Origin of the sequence: Pseudomonas sp. Teo4, assembly GCF_034387475.1 — a bacterium.
Taxonomy (GTDB): Bacteria; Pseudomonadota; Gammaproteobacteria; order Pseudomonadales; family Pseudomonadaceae; genus Aquipseudomonas.
On the sequence record NZ_JAXCIL010000001.1, the window covers coordinates 1,658,794 to 1,672,256 of the forward strand.

Here is a 13,463-nt window from a genome sequence, read left to right on the forward strand (position 1 = left end):
GGGATGCATCACGCCAGCGTGTTACCGACCGTCTTACCCCAGGCCCCTGTCTGGGACGAGCTGACCGAGCGCGAAGGTCAGACCCTGTCGTTGCTGACCTCTGGGCTTAGCAACAAGCAGATCGCCCGTGAGCTGGGGATCAGTGACGGCACGGTGAAGATCTATGTGCGTAACCTGCTGCGCAAATTCCGCCTCAATTCACGCCTGGAACTGGCCACCCGAATTCACCGCAGCGGCGCGTCCTGGCGCATGGCGGACGAGCTGTCACTGCCCACTGAGGGTGCGCCCCCTACCATTTCTGCACCGATTTCGCCCGTGGTCGGCCTGCTCGATGAGTTGCCGGGGCTGATCTACCGTGGCGACAACGACCGCACCTGGTTCATGGCCTACGTCAGCGCCGGCTGCCTGAGCCTGACCGGCTACCCCGCCGAGTATCTGACCAGCAGCCCGCAGCACAGCTTCGGCACGCTGATCCTGGACGAATACACTGACTACATCTGGTACTGCGTGCAGTGCGCGCTGCTCAAACGTGAGCCTTACCAGCTCGACTACCGCATTCGCTGTGCCGATGGGCAGGTGAAACGGGTGTGGGAAACGGGTGTCGGGATTTTTTCGAGCAAGGGCGAGGTACTGGGTGTGGAAGGTGCGATTTTCGAGCGTCGCGACTGACGGCGCCGAGAACAGCATTCAGCGCGCCTTTAAGGTCTCGTTGCACTGGGCCTCTGGGCCGCCCTTTGCAAGCGCCATCAGGGCATGCATGTCGAGAATTTCCAGCAGTCTTCCGCGCAGGCTGACAATGCCCAGAGCGCGTAAGCGGGCGACCGACCGGCACACGGTTTCCAGGCGCAAGCCTAAGTATGAGGCCATGTCTTCTCGAGACATGCGCAGCATGAAACCGTGGGCAGAATAACCACGGTTGACGAAGCGCCTGGACAACCCCGCCAGGAAACTGGCCAAACGCTGTTCGGCGGTGAGATTGCACAGCATCAGCACGCGCTCATGTTCGCGGACGATTTCCCTGCTCATCAAACGATTCAGGCTTTGCTGCAGGACCGGAAATTCGCGCGCCAGGGTTTGCAGCCGGTGATAGGGAACAGGGCAGACCTCGCTGTCCTCCAGGGCAATCGCATCGCATACATGATGTTCTGTGGCGATGGCGTCGAGCCCGAGCACATCGCCCGGCATCCAGAAATTGATCACCACCCCCTGGCCCTCGGCACTGTTCAGGCTGGTCTTGAAGCTACCGCAACGAACGGCGTAGAGCGTTGTCAGCGGATCGTTGGCGTTGAACAGTGCGGCACCTTTACGAACGCGCATGCGCGGGCCGATCAGGGTGCCCAGGCAACTGTTGTCTTGCACGGGCAGCCCCGTGGGCAGGCACAGGCCTTTGACACGGCAGTCTCTGCACAGGCTCGCCATGGGCTTCAGATGGATCGGGTTTGCCGGACATGACGGTGCAGGCTGATCGAGCTGGGTGACGTCGAGTAGGCCAGGCCTTGGGCTGTCATCCAGGTGGCCCCACCAGCGGTTCTGTTCGGAACGCTTCTCGACATGGACGTTCATCGGCGCCTCCAAGAGCATGCATGAGCAAGACAACTGCAGAACGCTGCGAAGCGAAGGCCTCCTTGCCGACAGCGGGGTGTGGCTCAGGGGGGATGGTCGTTTACATCACGCAGACGTAGTGTCAGCCTGCGCCGGAAATGGCTAAAAGCATTGATCCGCGTCAAATTCAAGCCGCATTGGCGTTGCCGTCTGTCTGTGGTGTCTTCGGCTTTGATAAACATCAAGTCCGGTCGCTAGGTGTGGCCGATGATCCAGGTATGCCCCCAACCGCAGAGGTGTGCCATGGACAATCCGCAAAGGCTTTTGCTGATCGCTTCCCCCTTGATGCGTCGCACCCCGGTCTACGATCGTGCCGCCGCCCTGGCCAAGGCCAAGGGCATGGCGCTGCACATCGTTGCCTTCGACTACCTCGAGGGGCTTGCCACAGCGGGCCTGGTCAATGACCAGGCATTGGCTGTCATGCGAGATGGCTATGTGCGCCAACACCGTGAGTGGCTGGAAACCCAGGCCCTGTCCATGCGCCGCAACGGGGTAACGGTCACCACTGAAGTGGTGTGGGTACAAAATCCATTGAATGAAATTCTCATTCACCTGCGTGAGCAGCCGTTCGCCCTGCTGATCAAGGAATTCGAGCACGAGCCCTGGTGGGCGCGGGTGATGTTCACGTCGCTCGACATCCAGTTGTTGCGTGAAACCCGAATTCCCCTGCACCTGGTGCACAAGGCCAGCCATGCCCTGCCGCGCAAGATCCTCGCCGCCGTGGACCTGTCGCGGCCGGAAGACCAGTTCGAGGGGTTCAATGACCAGATCATCAGCGAAGCGCTGAAGCTGGCGTTGCAGTGTGCTGCCCAGGTCGAATTGCTGTATGCCTACAACCTTGACTCGATGTATGTGGACGCGAAGGGGAGCCGGGAACGTTCGTACCTCTTCGACTCCAATCTCGCCCAGACGCTTCACCAGGCGCAAAGCGAAGCCTTCCAGACACTTGCCGAGCGTAATGGTATCGCCGCCGAGCACCGTCACATGCGGCTGGGCGACCCGGCCAAGGCGCTGGCGCTTTTCACCGAGCACAACGACATCGATGTGCTGGTCATGGGCAGCTACCATCACCGTGGCATTGGCTGGTTTATCGGCAGCACCGCTGAGCGGGTGTTGAACCGGTTGTCCAGCAGCGTGCTGGTAATTTCACCCGAGCACTCCCAGGGTTGATGTACAAGGCCCGATGCTTGTTCATGTCGCCTCCGATTTCTCGGTCGATGCTCTGTGCAGCCGTTTTACCGTGGCGGGCCGGTTCGGTTCCGGCAATCGTCAAGTTCAAGCGCCGGTGGCGGTTTTTCTGATCTGCATCAAGCGCGGCTGAGCCGGCCTTCGGACAATGGCTTGCATCATCCCTGCAGCCGCGCAAGCCCGGAGGTTCGCCATGGGTCAATATCGACAACTGCTGGTGCTGCTCACCGAAATCGATCCGCATTCAGCTGCGTTGCGCAGGGCGCTTGCTCTGGCCCATGTGAGCGGCGCCAGCGTACATGTATTGGGTTTGTTCACGCCGACGCAAGAGCACCTGTTGCGCGAAGAACGGTTGAACGAGGCTGACATTCAGCGCCAGTTCGAACGCTATCGTGAGCGGCTGGCGACTTTGCTCGAGCGCTACCGCGGCAGTGGCGTGGCGTTGACCGTCGATAGCCTGCAGGCAGACGACATCCCCAGCCAGGCCATCGACTACATCAATGAACAGCAGCCTGACATGGTCATCAAGGACAGCGAAACAGCGCCAGCTCTGGCGAGACTGTTCGGTACGTCACTGGACTGTGCCCTGATGCGCGGGTGCAAGGGCACCACCCACTTCGTGCCCGCGGCTGCGGCGTCGCTGCCCCAACGCGTGCTGGTCGCCGTGGACACCGCGTTCAGCGAAGCCCCGGAAACCCAGGCACGTTTCAACCGTGGACTGGTCAAGGCAGCTCACGCACTGGCTCTGCAATGCGATGCGCAGTTGCACCTGCTCAGCGCCTATGACCTGGCGGGGGTGTTCGCTTCGGACATGAACGTCACCCAAGCCTGGGTCGATGATATGCGCGATGCCCAGCAGCAGCCCTTCGTCACCTTGGCGGATGCCGAAGGGGTCGCGCCGGGTCGCCGGCATTTCAGGGAGGGTGGCCCCGTGCAGGTGATTCGCGAACAGGTCGCTGCGCTGGGCATTGACACCGTGGTGTTGGGCGTCGTGCAGCCAAAGGGGCTGGACAAGCTGCTGGGCGACACCACTGAACGCATCATCAGCCGTGCGCCCTGCAGCGTCTTGGCAGTTCACCCCCACGTCGTCGAAACCTGGGAGCCTTGGCCATGCAACTGACATTTCTCGGCGGTACGGGCACTGTGACGGGTAGCAAGTTTCTGCTGACCTGTGACAGCGCTCGGGTACTCATAGACTGTGGGCTGTTCCAGGGTTACAAGCAGTTGCGCTTGCGTAATTGGGAGGTGCTCCCGCAGGCACTGCATGCGCTTGATGCCGTGGTGCTGACCCATGCCCACCTCGACCACAGTGGCTATCTTCCAGTGCTGGTGCGGGAAGGCTATGCCGGGCCGATCTATGCTACGCCGGCAACCTGCGCCTTGGCCGAAATCCTCTTGCTCGACAGTGCCCGGTTGCAGGAAGAGCAGGCTGAACATGCCAATCGGCATGGCTATTCCAAGCATTCGCCGGCACGTCCGCTGTATACCGAAGAGGATGCAAAACGGGCGTTGGCGCTGTTTTGTCCCGTGGAGTTGCATCATGCCACCCCGTTGGCGCCGGGCGTCGAGCTGCTGTTGCGCACGGCTGGACACATACTGGGCGCCGCAACCGTGCAGATCAAGGTCGATGGCCAGGCACTGATGTTCTCGGGCGACCTCGGCCGCCCGCAAGACCCGATCATGCGCGCACCAGAACTGGTCAGGACGGCGGACGTGCTGCTGGTGGAATCCACCTATGGTGACCGCCAACATCCAACGGAATCGACCGAGCAATACCTGGCCCAGGTCATCAACCAGACGCTCTTGCGTCATGGCATCACCTTGGTGCCGTCGTTTGCCGTTGGCCGTGCCCAGTTGTTGATGTACTACCTGTACAAACTCAAACGCGACGGGCTGATACCTGACATCCCGGTCTACCTCAACAGCCCGATGGCCACCGACACCACCACGCTGTACCAGCAGTTCAGGCGTGATCATCGACTGACGGCGGCGGAGTGCGCCGAGATGTGCAGTGGCACGCATATCGTGCGCACGGTCGACGAGTCCAGGCAGCTGGACCAGTTGCGTGAACCCGCAGTGATCATTGCCGCCAGTGGTATGGCAACCGGAGGGCGGGTGCTACACCATCTCAAGGCGCTGGCCCCCAACCCACGCAACAGCATCCTGTTCTCAGGTTTTCAGGCCGGGGGCACGCGCGGCGCCGACATCGTCGCCGGCGCGCGTAGTGTGCGCCTGCACGGTGAAGATGTGCCCATCCGGGCGCAGGTGCATGCCATGGAAAACCTCTCCGCGCACGCCGATGCCGACGAGATCATGGAGTGGTTGCGCGGGTTTGTCCGCCCACCACGCCAGACCTATGTCATTCACGGCGAGCCGCATGCTGCCGACAGCTTGCGGCGACGGATCAGCATCGAGCTTGGTTGGCAGGCGTACGTCCCCGAGTACCAGGAAACGGTTGCCATCGACCCAGTGCGCTAGCCAGGCGCGGGAGGTTCATGTGGATACACAAGCAAGGGCGAAACTGCGGGCCTGGATGCATCGACCCAGGGGCAGTCTGGGGTGGATCGTGGCGATCGTCACGTTGCTCTTCGCGGCCGTGGCCTACCAGGCCGTCAACCCTACCTGGCGCGTGCCCATGCGAGATCCTGCTGTGCCGCTGGCGCTGTTGGCCTTGAGCGCGGCGCTGGGGTGGGTGGTGCAACGTGGTGTGAAACGTACGGTCGGCAAGACCATTTTCAATGGCCAAGCCGCAGGTTGGCAGGCCAGGCTTGCCTTCACGCGTGCGGTCACCCGGGAATCGAACATCCTGCTCGGCATGTTGGTGCTCCTGGCCGTGCTGGGCGGGGGCACGCTCTGGCTGGCGGGGCGCTCCGTGGCGCGTATCGTTGAACATTGCGAGACCAACCTGCAGGCTCAGGTGAACGCGCCCGAGGATGAGAAACTCGCCGCCGTGGTTGGCAAACCTGTGTGCACGTGCCTGGCGCAAACCTTTGTCGATCGCAATGGGGTGATCCGTCTGGCGTTGCTCGCAATCCCGGTGCAACAAGAGGTGACGGCATTCGAGGCGCTGACGCAAGAAGATGAGCAGCGCTGCCTAGAGCAGTTTGACCTGCTCCCGGACCAGGCGCATGCGGCGAGGCCATGAGCCGGGCAGGCCCTTGCAGTGCCTCAGGGCAGCGCAAGGCTTCGCATGCCTCCTTGCCTGCACCGGCTGCGTAACGGGGGACTTCCACTCCTGCCTACCAATCAGTGCCATTGATGCTTGATGTCCAGCCATTGACTGTTGGAAAGCCACTTATCTGCGGCCGGAAAGAAGATGTTTTCCTCCGATTCCATGTGGTCATAATATTTCTGGATAAAGTCCTCGATTGTGTCAGCGATTACGCTTGTGTCTTTGGTTGTATCCGCCAACATCTTCAATTGCCCAGCAATTCGGGCAAATGCCTGATGATCTCGCTCGATATCCAAAATCCGCGGATGGATCGGTGCCTCGGTAGTCAGCAAGGCTCGCCGAATGAGCTCTTCATTCTCATGGTGGTGCTGCTCTGCATAACCGTGCAAGGCATTAAGCATCTCGAACAATAGCTGGCAGTCACTAGCGTCATCGGACTCATGTCTAATCTTTTTAAGTAACTTTTTAATCTGGCTTATATTATTCGCCATTTCATGATGATAGGCGTGAAGTTCCTTCAGCAAGGTATTCATGACACATCCTCTTCACGTTGCTGGGCAATGCAGATTGATAGGGCTGCCAGCCGCGCTCAAACACAAGGTTTCAGGCACGCCATGGCCCCTTCAGATGGAAGCACAGTTTGAAGGCTGTCTATGGTTGAGCATGAATGCAGCGCAGTAGCCTGACTTGATATTGATCAAACTTTTGCCCAAGCAAACTTTATTTGGCTTTCCAGTACTTCTGCATTTCCAGAAACAGGAACGACGCGGTCCAGGTGATGAGTACCAGCCCTGTCAATGCTTGCAGCCCGGTTAGGTATTTGAGATGGCCGACAGGGGCGATATCGCCGAAGCCGATGGTGGTGTAGGTAGTGAAGGAAAAGTACACGCAATCCAGGAAGCTGCCGTCGAAATTGCCACTGAGCGTTCCCCAACCCTCGGCGCGGGTCATCAGGTAATAAGCCAAGGCAAAACACCAGACTTCCAGGGCATGGGCCAGCAGCGCGCCGAACACACCCACCACGATCCGAAATCGGCTCCATAGCTTGAGCCGAGGTAGCCAGTCATTCAGACGCAGCAGGCATTCGTAGTGGATGGCCACCACCAGGATCACGACCAACATGTTGATCAGCGTGACAGAGAGCATGGTCAGTACTCGGGGCGGGGCAGGAGAGTCACACGGCCTTGTCAACCAGATGATAGCTGACAGGCCCCTTGGTTTGACGGTGCGCTTGCCACTGACCTTTGCGCACCGCTGTTGCGCCGGCCATGCCCGCGAACATTCTGCTGGCAATGGGTGTGGTGCAGCCCACAGGCTGAGCCAAACTTGGCAGTAATACTTCAGTACTGTCAGGAGAGAAAACATGGCGATTGATCTTGCAACTTTCACACCGGGGTCGGCGTTGGCAGGAGGCGTAATGGTCGGCCTGGCAGCTGGATTGTTCGTGATGGCAAATGGGCGAATTGCAGGTATCAGCGGTTTGCTTGGTTCGCTGTTGCAACGCGGTGGAGAGGGGCGTGGGGAGAAAATAGCCTTTTTGCTGGGAATACTGGCTGCACCGCTGCTGTGGCAAACATTTGCGCCGCTGCCGACTGCGCAATTCACCACAGGACCCTTGATGCTTGCCGTGGCAGGGCTGTTGGTGGGGCTCGGCACACGATATGGCAGTGGTTGCACCAGTGGTCATGGCGTATGCGGTATTTCACGAATGTCGCCCCGTTCGTTAGTGGCAACGCTGTGTTTCATGGCGACGGGTTTCGCGACGGTCTTCGTCGCTCGGCATCTGTTGTCAGGAGTTTGACATGACTTGGATCAGTGGCTTCATCGCCGGCGTTCTGTTCGGCCTGGGTTTGTTGTTGGCCGGGATGGCCAACCCGGCAAAAGTACTCGGGTTCCTTGACCTTGCAGGGGCATGGGACCCCTCACTGGCTTTGGTCATGGTCGGTGCGATTGGTGCAGCACTGTTGCCTATGGCCTGGGCGCGACGACATCCCGTGGCGATGTTGGGCGCAATGATGCAACTGCCTGCCCGGCGAGACATAGACCGCCGTCTAGTAATAGGAAGCTTGGTCTTTGGCGTTGGCTGGGGGCTCGCGGGTGTATGCCCCGGGCCTGCGCTGGTGCTTCTGCCCAGTGGGTACTGGCAAGCCTGGTTGTTCGTGGCTGCCATGCTTGTGGGTATGGGCGTATTCAATGGGGTCGAAGCACTTCGCGCCAGTAAGTAGTGCCTGGATGCACTGCAGGCAACAGCCTTTCCATGACACGTATATCGCCCCGTTTTTATCCTCAGATGCGATAAGCCGTGATTATTCTTTCTTAAATGAGCCTTGAAAACGCCAAGGAACAAAACGAAAATTCGTACGTATATACATGGTACATACCATGGTACGAAATCGTAGGAGAGAGTATGGCCCGGGGCGGAATCAACAAGGTGGTGGTGCAGCAGGCGCGGCAGGCGCTGATTGCCAGGGGCGAAAACCCCAGTATCGATGCGGTACGAATCGAGTTAGGCAATACCGGGTCCAAGACCACCATCCATCGCTACCTCAAGGAACTTGAGAGCTTGCAGCCAGCCAAGCCAGTGGGAACGGTGGCTTTGAGCGAGCCGCTGGGGCGTTTGGTGGAGCAACTGGCTGCACAACTGCTCCAGGACGCCGACCAGCGCATCGAAGAAGCTGAAGCCACTTTCACCCAGCAACGCGAGCAGCTCGAAGCCCAGTTGCAAGTGGCCCAGCAGGGCTTGGCGGCCGCCCACCAACAGCAGCAGATCCAGGCCCAGGCATTGGCGGCGGAGTCGGAAAAGCTCAACTCGACATTGAGCACGCTGCAGGCCGAGCAACTGCGCAGTGCCAGCCTCAACCAGTCGCTGGGCGAGCTACAGGTGCGCCTGACCGACAAGGACGAGCAGATTCGTTCACTGGAGGAAAAACATCGCCACGCCCGCGATGCGCTCGAGCACTACCGCAGCGCCAGTCGTGAACAGCGAGAGCAGGAGCAGCGCCGTCATGAAGCGCAGGTGCAACAAATGCAGGTTGAAGTGCGTCAGTTGCAGCAAGGCATGATCGTCAAACAGGACGAACTGACCCGGCTGCACCGTGACAACGAGCGCATGCTGGGTGAGCACCGGCAGTTGGCCAGTGAGCGCAAGGCGCAGGAAAGTTTGCTGGAACAACGTGACGCGCAGATTCAGGGGCTGCGTACGATTTTGGCGCAGGCGCAGGGTGCGAGCGAGGAAATGCGTCGCCAATTGCAAAGCCAGACGCAGCAGCTTGAGGACAAGCGCAGTGTCTGCGCCGATCAGATGCGGTCGCTACAGCGGCTGGAAGATGAACTGAAGCAGCGCGAAGAAGCGCTCAAGGCATGCCGAGCGCAACTGAAAGCCAGGACTCAGCGTCAGAATGAGAGGCCGAGCCCTTGAGTAGCCCACCGAGCCTTAATCGGCTGCCAACGGCTGCGGTTGTATTTGCCAGCGCACGGCGCTGACGCCTTTTTCCAGGCTGACCCGCCCGACCAGGCGTTCAAGCTGGCCGGCCGCTTGCGGGTTGCCCAGCAGCTCGGCGCGAACCTCCAGTCGCTTCGGGTCGGCCAAGTCTTCGCTGTGCAGGGACTGCAAGCGCAGGCCGGGGTCGCCGAGGCTGTGCAGCATCAGGCTGCGCACCTGGATTTCGTCTTCGGCGCGACAGACGATGCGCACTTCGAAATGCTGCTCGACTTCGCTGGCTGGCAACACCTGTTGCTGGTCCAGGCGCTGGGCGATATCACGCAGCAGAATGTTCGCGCACAGCACCACCAGACTACCCAGCGTTGCCTCCAGCAGCAGGCCGAGGCTGCACAGCACGCCAATGGCTGCGGTGCACCAAAGGGTGGCCGCGGTGTTCAAGCCGCGTACATTGAAGCCGTCACGCATGATGACCCCGCCACCCAAGAATCCAATGCCCGATACGACATACGCGGCAATACGCGATGCATCGTTCGGGGCCATGCCCGGTACCGCTTGAGTCATCAACACGAACAGACAGGCACCGGTACTGACCAGCGCGTTGGTACGCAGGCCAGTCATGCGTTGACGCAGCTGGCGCTCGGCACCGATCAATGCGCCGAGCAGAAGGGCAATGCTGACGCGCAGCAGAAAGACTTTCCAATCCATAGCAAACCTCTTCGACGGGCCGATGCCCGTACGAGCGCCACAACACGGCGCGGTTGAAAAACCAGAAATGCGCAGGACCACCGGATGGTGGCGCAAGAGGAGGGTATTCGCCTTCAGGGCGGGGATTACCACTGCCTGGCCATTGCGGCGAGACAGCGGCAGGAATCTGCCGGACTAGCTCGCCTGGTGGGCCTGTCGCAAACGACTGGGGCTACTGTCCAATGCAGGACTCCTGTTCAGGGATGCAAAATCGCGACGCGGACCTTACGCCGCAGCGCCAGGCCGGTCAAGGCTAAAAACATGACAATGGCTTCATCAGGAAAATGCCTACAAACAGCGTGGCAACTTGACGGCTTCATGGAAAAAAACAGCGCCAGCCGGTACCCTTGGGCTTTCGTTTTCCATCGCCCGGACCCTGACATGCTGTTCAATCTTGCCGTGCTGTTCGGCACCCTGGTGGCCATGGAGGGCGTCGGTACGCTGGCTCACAAGTACATCATGCATGGCTGGGGCTGGTGGCTGCATCGCTCGCACCATGAACCGCACCTGGGCATGCTCGAAACCAACGACATCTACCTGGTGGCCCTGGGCTTGATCGCTGCTGCGCTGGTGGCCCTGGGCAAGGCCGGCTATGCGCCGTTGCAGTGGGTGGGCGGCGGCGTGGCGAGTTACGGGCTGTTGTACGTTCTCGCCCACGATGGGTTCTTCCACCGGCACTGGCCGCGCAAGCCGCAACCGGTCAATCGCTACCTCAAGCGCCTGCACCGCGCCCATCGCTTGCACCATGCAATCAAAGGGCGCGAAGGCAGCGTTTCGTTCGGCTTCTTCTACGCGCCGCCCCTGAGTAAGCTCAAGCAGCAGCTGCAGCAGCGCCGCAAACGGCCGTGATTCAGTTGGCCGCTTCGCCCTTGGCCTCAGGCTCCACCGCAACATGCCCACGGCTGACCCACCAGCCGAATCCTGCCGCAGTGAAGAACATCATCAAGCTATAAAGCGCCGCCGGTACGGCCATGGTGGCGTTGTTCAGCAGCGACGGGCTCAAGGCCAGGGCAATGGCCAGCGTACCGTTGTGAATACCGATTTCCATGCCGATGGCGATGGCCTGGCGCTTGGGAATGTTCAGCAGTCGCGGCACCCAATAGCCGACACCCAGGCTCAACAGGTTGAACAGCAACGCCGCCAGGCCGACGACGGGCGCGTACTCCACCACGGTCTGCCAGTCTTTCGCCAACGCCAGGACGATGGTGAAGGCCAGGAACAACGCCGCGACCAGTTTCATGGGTTTTTCCATGCGGGCGGCGAAGCGCGGCGCCCAATGGCGGATCAACATCCCCAGGGCGACGGGCAGCAAGACGATCGCAAATACTTGCAATACCTTGGCGAACTGCAGCGGAATGGCTTGATCGGATTCCATGAACCAGCTTAACGACAGGTTCACCAGCAGTGGCATGGTCAGAATGGCGATCAGCGAGTTCACGGCGGTCAAGGTAATGTTCAACGCCACGTCACCGTGAGCCAGGTGGCTGAACAGGTTGGCCGTGGTCCCGCCCGGCGAGGCGGCCAACAGCATCAGGCCCACTGCCAGCGCCGACTCCAGGCCGAAGCCATTGGCGATGAGGAAGCACACCAGTGGCAGCAACAGAATCTGACAAGCCAGCCCCACCAGCACGGGTTTGGGGTACTTCACCACACGGGCGAAGTCAGCCAGGGTAAGCGACAGGCCAAGGCCGAGCATGATGATGCCCAGGGCAAGGGGCAGGAACGCGGTGAGCAGGGGGGATGCGGTCATTGGCGGTCTCTCGGGCGCATGATTCCGAGGAGTGTAGGCCGGCTTCGGTGACCCGCTAATTGCACAACGCCAGCTCTTGGTAACCTTTTGTTACCGCGTCGGCATTTATCCCATTGCATCCGGCAGCAGCAGAACCCCGATCAGCTCGGCAAGGTCGAGCAGTTCGGCGAACGCTGCCGGGTCTTCCAGCACGTCGATGCTGGCCTCGAACGGGGCCACATCCTCGGCGCTGACACGGTCACCGAACAGGACGATCGCCACCGCCTCATCGTCTTGTCGCGACACCCAGCGCAGCCCCTGGGCCTCGGGCGCAAAGCCATGGATGGCCTCGGCCCATTGGCGCGAGTAGGGGTACTCTTCGGCGTCGGTATCGATCAACTGGGCGCGCGGCACACCCAGCAGGCGAAGTGCCTTGCTGGACAGGTCGACCAGGCGCAGGGCCTTGGTCGTGCGGATGCGCGAATGCACGTTGCCGGCGTAGCGGCTTTGCTGGACAGCCTTGAACCCCGGCGAGTAAGAGATGTCGTGGAATAGGGTTTCCATGACCGCGCAGTGGAAGGTCGTTCCGGCATACAGGGTGGGGATGACCTGGCCGTTTGCGTCCTTGATCGGGCTGAAACGGGCATTTCCCAAACCTGTGGGATTGTACTGCGTCGCACCGAAACGGCTGTGGTGAACGCGGTGGAGGAAAGTGCCCGGTTCAAGCGTGACGAATGAAAGATGCAGCGTATGGCTGGGTACCGCAGGCTTTGACCGTTTAACCATGGGTGATGCCGGCGACTTCTTCACGGGCGGCAGCCACCACGCGCTGCGGCGACGAACGCAACAGGTCCTGCGGCCGCTTGCCGCCGAGCCAGCCATTGACCGACATGAACCAGTAGGCCATTGCCCAGCCATCCTTCATCGGCTCAAGTACCGCGATGACCTCCTTGAGCGCCGCCAGTGGGCGATAGCTGGCGGTTTCGTCCAGGCCATAGAGCGGGAAATAATCGACCCCTTCATGGCGGATGGCGAAAATACGCTTCTCACGCTTCCATTTGCTCGGCTGCGAGCTGGGGTTGGCCGCACTGAGGTTGGCCAGGCTGGCGATTTCGCTGGCAGTCACCCAATCGCCGCTTTGCAGGACGGCGGTTTTGGCCTTGGCGAGCATTTGCGCTTGCTTGAGCTGGTTCGATGTCACCGGTTTTGCCGGAACCAACGCCTGGACGATCAGCTTGATGGCTTCTTCGGGGGCACCGGCGATCCGCGTGGAGAAATACTGCCCGAGCATTTCCAGGGCGCTGACATAGACGTCGAGGTTTTTCTCGGAGTCGGTGGTCACCTCGATGACGATGCCCGTCTTCGCTGCCGCCTTGCCTTTGCTTTTATCCAGGCGTGTCAGCAGCTCCCGGACGTTTCCGACCGCCGGGTGGCTGATATTGAAGACTTCTGCTGTTTGAGCCATCACTCCTCCTCGCAGCAACGAAGATTACCGCTGTCAGATGCTAATCATCCTAATCGCAATCACCCTCTGACGCAATGCAGCGGCCGGTTGCCGCGTTGCACAGGTGCGGTAGGCGCAGTAG

The 13,463-nt window shown here is 60.4% G+C and carries 17 protein-coding genes; 10 read left to right on the forward strand and 7 right to left on the reverse strand.

Annotation, left to right across the window (positions count from 1 at the left end):
- Positions 1-3 precede the first annotated feature (3 nt).
- On the forward strand, positions 4-669 hold the full coding sequence (locus PspTeo4_RS07590; protein ID WP_322363089.1) for a LuxR C-terminal-related transcriptional regulator: 666 nt from the start codon (positions 4-6) through the stop codon (positions 667-669).
- An 18-nt stretch (positions 670-687) separates the two neighbouring features.
- Here PspTeo4_RS07590 and PspTeo4_RS07595 read toward each other — a convergent pair whose 3' ends face one another.
- On the reverse strand, positions 688-1,563 hold the full coding sequence (locus tag PspTeo4_RS07595; protein WP_416196908.1) for a helix-turn-helix domain-containing protein: 876 nt from the start codon (positions 1,561-1,563) through the stop codon (positions 688-690).
- A gap of 282 nt (positions 1,564-1,845) precedes the next feature.
- Between PspTeo4_RS07595 and PspTeo4_RS07600 the strand changes: the two genes are divergently transcribed.
- Genes PspTeo4_RS07600 through PspTeo4_RS07620 form a run of 5 tightly spaced genes read left to right on the forward strand, consistent with a single transcriptional unit; the run spans position 1,846 to position 5,935 of the window.
- Positions 1,846-2,772, forward strand: a complete 927-nt coding sequence (locus tag PspTeo4_RS07600; protein ID WP_322363090.1) for a universal stress protein — start codon at positions 1,846-1,848, stop codon at positions 2,770-2,772.
- Between the two features lie 13 nt (positions 2,773-2,785).
- Positions 2,786-2,923 (forward strand): hypothetical protein, encoded by a 138-nt coding sequence (locus PspTeo4_RS07605; RefSeq protein ID WP_322363091.1) that lies wholly within the window; start codon positions 2,786-2,788, stop codon positions 2,921-2,923.
- 60 nt (positions 2,924-2,983) lie between these two features.
- Positions 2,984-3,910 (forward strand): universal stress protein, encoded by a 927-nt coding sequence (locus tag PspTeo4_RS07610; RefSeq protein WP_322363092.1) that lies wholly within the window; start codon positions 2,984-2,986, stop codon positions 3,908-3,910.
- Positions 3,901-5,268, forward strand: a complete 1,368-nt coding sequence (locus PspTeo4_RS07615) for an MBL fold metallo-hydrolase (protein ID WP_322363093.1) — start codon at positions 3,901-3,903, stop codon at positions 5,266-5,268. Before PspTeo4_RS07610 ends, PspTeo4_RS07615 begins: the two co-directional genes overlap by 10 nt.
- 55 nt (positions 5,269-5,323) lie before the next feature.
- Positions 5,324-5,935: a hypothetical protein gene (locus PspTeo4_RS07620; protein WP_322364811.1), complete on the forward strand. Its 612-nt coding sequence runs from the start codon at positions 5,324-5,326 to the stop codon at positions 5,933-5,935.
- Between the two features lie 101 nt (positions 5,936-6,036).
- Here PspTeo4_RS07620 and PspTeo4_RS07625 read toward each other — a convergent pair whose 3' ends face one another.
- A complete protein-coding gene (locus PspTeo4_RS07625; RefSeq protein ID WP_322363094.1) occupies positions 6,037-6,495 on the reverse strand; it encodes a hemerythrin domain-containing protein in 459 nt (152 codons plus the stop codon).
- Between the two features lie 187 nt (positions 6,496-6,682).
- Complete coding sequence (locus PspTeo4_RS07630) at positions 6,683-7,108, reverse strand: potassium channel family protein (protein ID WP_322363095.1); 426 nt, start codon at positions 7,106-7,108, stop codon at positions 6,683-6,685.
- 217 nt (positions 7,109-7,325) lie between these two features.
- Between PspTeo4_RS07630 and PspTeo4_RS07635 the strand changes: the two genes are divergently transcribed.
- The 3 genes from PspTeo4_RS07635 to PspTeo4_RS07645 all read left to right on the forward strand — a co-directional run bounded on the left by PspTeo4_RS07635 (position 7,326) and on the right by PspTeo4_RS07645 (position 9,380).
- On the forward strand, positions 7,326-7,763 hold the full coding sequence (locus PspTeo4_RS07635; protein WP_322363096.1) for a YeeE/YedE family protein: 438 nt from the start codon (positions 7,326-7,328) through the stop codon (positions 7,761-7,763).
- Between the two features lies 1 nt (position 7,764).
- Positions 7,765-8,187 carry a DUF6691 family protein gene (locus PspTeo4_RS07640; protein ID WP_322363097.1) on the forward strand — a complete coding sequence of 141 codons (423 nt, stop codon included), beginning with the start codon at positions 7,765-7,767 and terminating at the stop codon, positions 8,185-8,187.
- A gap of 182 nt (positions 8,188-8,369) precedes the next feature.
- Entirely contained in the window at positions 8,370-9,380 is a 1,011-nt protein-coding gene (locus PspTeo4_RS07645; protein ID WP_322363098.1) for a DNA-binding protein, read from the forward strand.
- A gap of 15 nt (positions 9,381-9,395) precedes the next feature.
- Here PspTeo4_RS07645 and PspTeo4_RS07650 read toward each other — a convergent pair whose 3' ends face one another.
- Positions 9,396-10,109, reverse strand: a complete 714-nt coding sequence (locus PspTeo4_RS07650; RefSeq protein ID WP_322363099.1) for an MgtC/SapB family protein — start codon at positions 10,107-10,109, stop codon at positions 9,396-9,398.
- Between the two features lie 420 nt (positions 10,110-10,529).
- On the opposite strand from PspTeo4_RS07650, the gene PspTeo4_RS07655 reads away from it, so the two are divergent.
- Positions 10,530-10,997 (forward strand): sterol desaturase family protein, encoded by a 468-nt coding sequence (locus PspTeo4_RS07655; RefSeq protein WP_322363100.1) that lies wholly within the window; start codon positions 10,530-10,532, stop codon positions 10,995-10,997.
- Position 10,998: 1 nt separating this feature from the next.
- Here PspTeo4_RS07655 and PspTeo4_RS07660 read toward each other — a convergent pair whose 3' ends face one another.
- From PspTeo4_RS07660 to PspTeo4_RS07670, 3 genes are all read right to left on the reverse strand, one after another.
- Positions 10,999-11,898: a bile acid:sodium symporter family protein gene (locus PspTeo4_RS07660; RefSeq protein ID WP_322363101.1), complete on the reverse strand. Its 900-nt coding sequence runs from the start codon at positions 11,896-11,898 to the stop codon at positions 10,999-11,001.
- Between the two features lie 105 nt (positions 11,899-12,003).
- Entirely contained in the window at positions 12,004-12,663 is a 660-nt protein-coding gene (locus PspTeo4_RS07665; protein WP_322363102.1) for an RES family NAD+ phosphorylase, read from the reverse strand.
- Positions 12,656-13,342, reverse strand: a complete 687-nt coding sequence (locus PspTeo4_RS07670; protein WP_322363103.1) for a hypothetical protein — start codon at positions 13,340-13,342, stop codon at positions 12,656-12,658. The genes PspTeo4_RS07665 and PspTeo4_RS07670 overlap by 8 nt, the downstream gene beginning before the upstream one ends.
- Between the last annotated feature and the right edge of the window lie 121 nt (positions 13,343-13,463).

What these genes read in the sequence shown, in the direction of transcription:
- PspTeo4_RS07605 (WP_322363091.1), top strand. Translation starts at nt 2,786, where the DNA reads ATGCTTGTTCATGTCGCCTCCGATTTCTCGGTCGATGCTCTGTGCAGC.
- PspTeo4_RS07590 (WP_322363089.1), top strand. Translation starts at nt 4, where the DNA reads ATGCATCACGCCAGCGTGTTACCGACCGTCTTACCCCAGGCCCCTGTC.
- PspTeo4_RS07595 (WP_416196908.1), bottom strand. Translation starts at nt 1,563, where the DNA reads ATGAACGTCCATGTCGAGAAGCGTTCCGAACAGAACCGCTGGTGGGGC.
- PspTeo4_RS07615 (WP_322363093.1), top strand. Translation starts at nt 3,901, where the DNA reads ATGCAACTGACATTTCTCGGCGGTACGGGCACTGTGACGGGTAGCAAG.
- PspTeo4_RS07655 (WP_322363100.1), top strand. Translation starts at nt 10,530, where the DNA reads ATGCTGTTCAATCTTGCCGTGCTGTTCGGCACCCTGGTGGCCATGGAG.
- PspTeo4_RS07665 (WP_322363102.1), bottom strand. Translation starts at nt 12,663, where the DNA reads ATGGTTAAACGGTCAAAGCCTGCGGTACCCAGCCATACGCTGCATCTT.
- PspTeo4_RS07650 (WP_322363099.1), bottom strand. Translation starts at nt 10,109, where the DNA reads ATGGATTGGAAAGTCTTTCTGCTGCGCGTCAGCATTGCCCTTCTGCTC.
- PspTeo4_RS07600 (WP_322363090.1), top strand. Translation starts at nt 1,846, where the DNA reads ATGGACAATCCGCAAAGGCTTTTGCTGATCGCTTCCCCCTTGATGCGT.
- PspTeo4_RS07670 (WP_322363103.1), bottom strand. Translation starts at nt 13,342, where the DNA reads ATGGCTCAAACAGCAGAAGTCTTCAATATCAGCCACCCGGCGGTCGGA.
- PspTeo4_RS07630 (WP_322363095.1), bottom strand. Translation starts at nt 7,108, where the DNA reads ATGCTCTCTGTCACGCTGATCAACATGTTGGTCGTGATCCTGGTGGTG.
- PspTeo4_RS07660 (WP_322363101.1), bottom strand. Translation starts at nt 11,898, where the DNA reads ATGACCGCATCCCCCCTGCTCACCGCGTTCCTGCCCCTTGCCCTGGGC.
- PspTeo4_RS07640 (WP_322363097.1), top strand. Translation starts at nt 7,765, where the DNA reads ATGACTTGGATCAGTGGCTTCATCGCCGGCGTTCTGTTCGGCCTGGGT.
- PspTeo4_RS07645 (WP_322363098.1), top strand. Translation starts at nt 8,370, where the DNA reads ATGGCCCGGGGCGGAATCAACAAGGTGGTGGTGCAGCAGGCGCGGCAG.
- PspTeo4_RS07625 (WP_322363094.1), bottom strand. Translation starts at nt 6,495, where the DNA reads ATGAATACCTTGCTGAAGGAACTTCACGCCTATCATCATGAAATGGCG.
- PspTeo4_RS07610 (WP_322363092.1), top strand. Translation starts at nt 2,984, where the DNA reads ATGGGTCAATATCGACAACTGCTGGTGCTGCTCACCGAAATCGATCCG.
- PspTeo4_RS07635 (WP_322363096.1), top strand. Translation starts at nt 7,326, where the DNA reads ATGGCGATTGATCTTGCAACTTTCACACCGGGGTCGGCGTTGGCAGGA.
- PspTeo4_RS07620 (WP_322364811.1), top strand. Translation starts at nt 5,324, where the DNA reads ATGCATCGACCCAGGGGCAGTCTGGGGTGGATCGTGGCGATCGTCACG.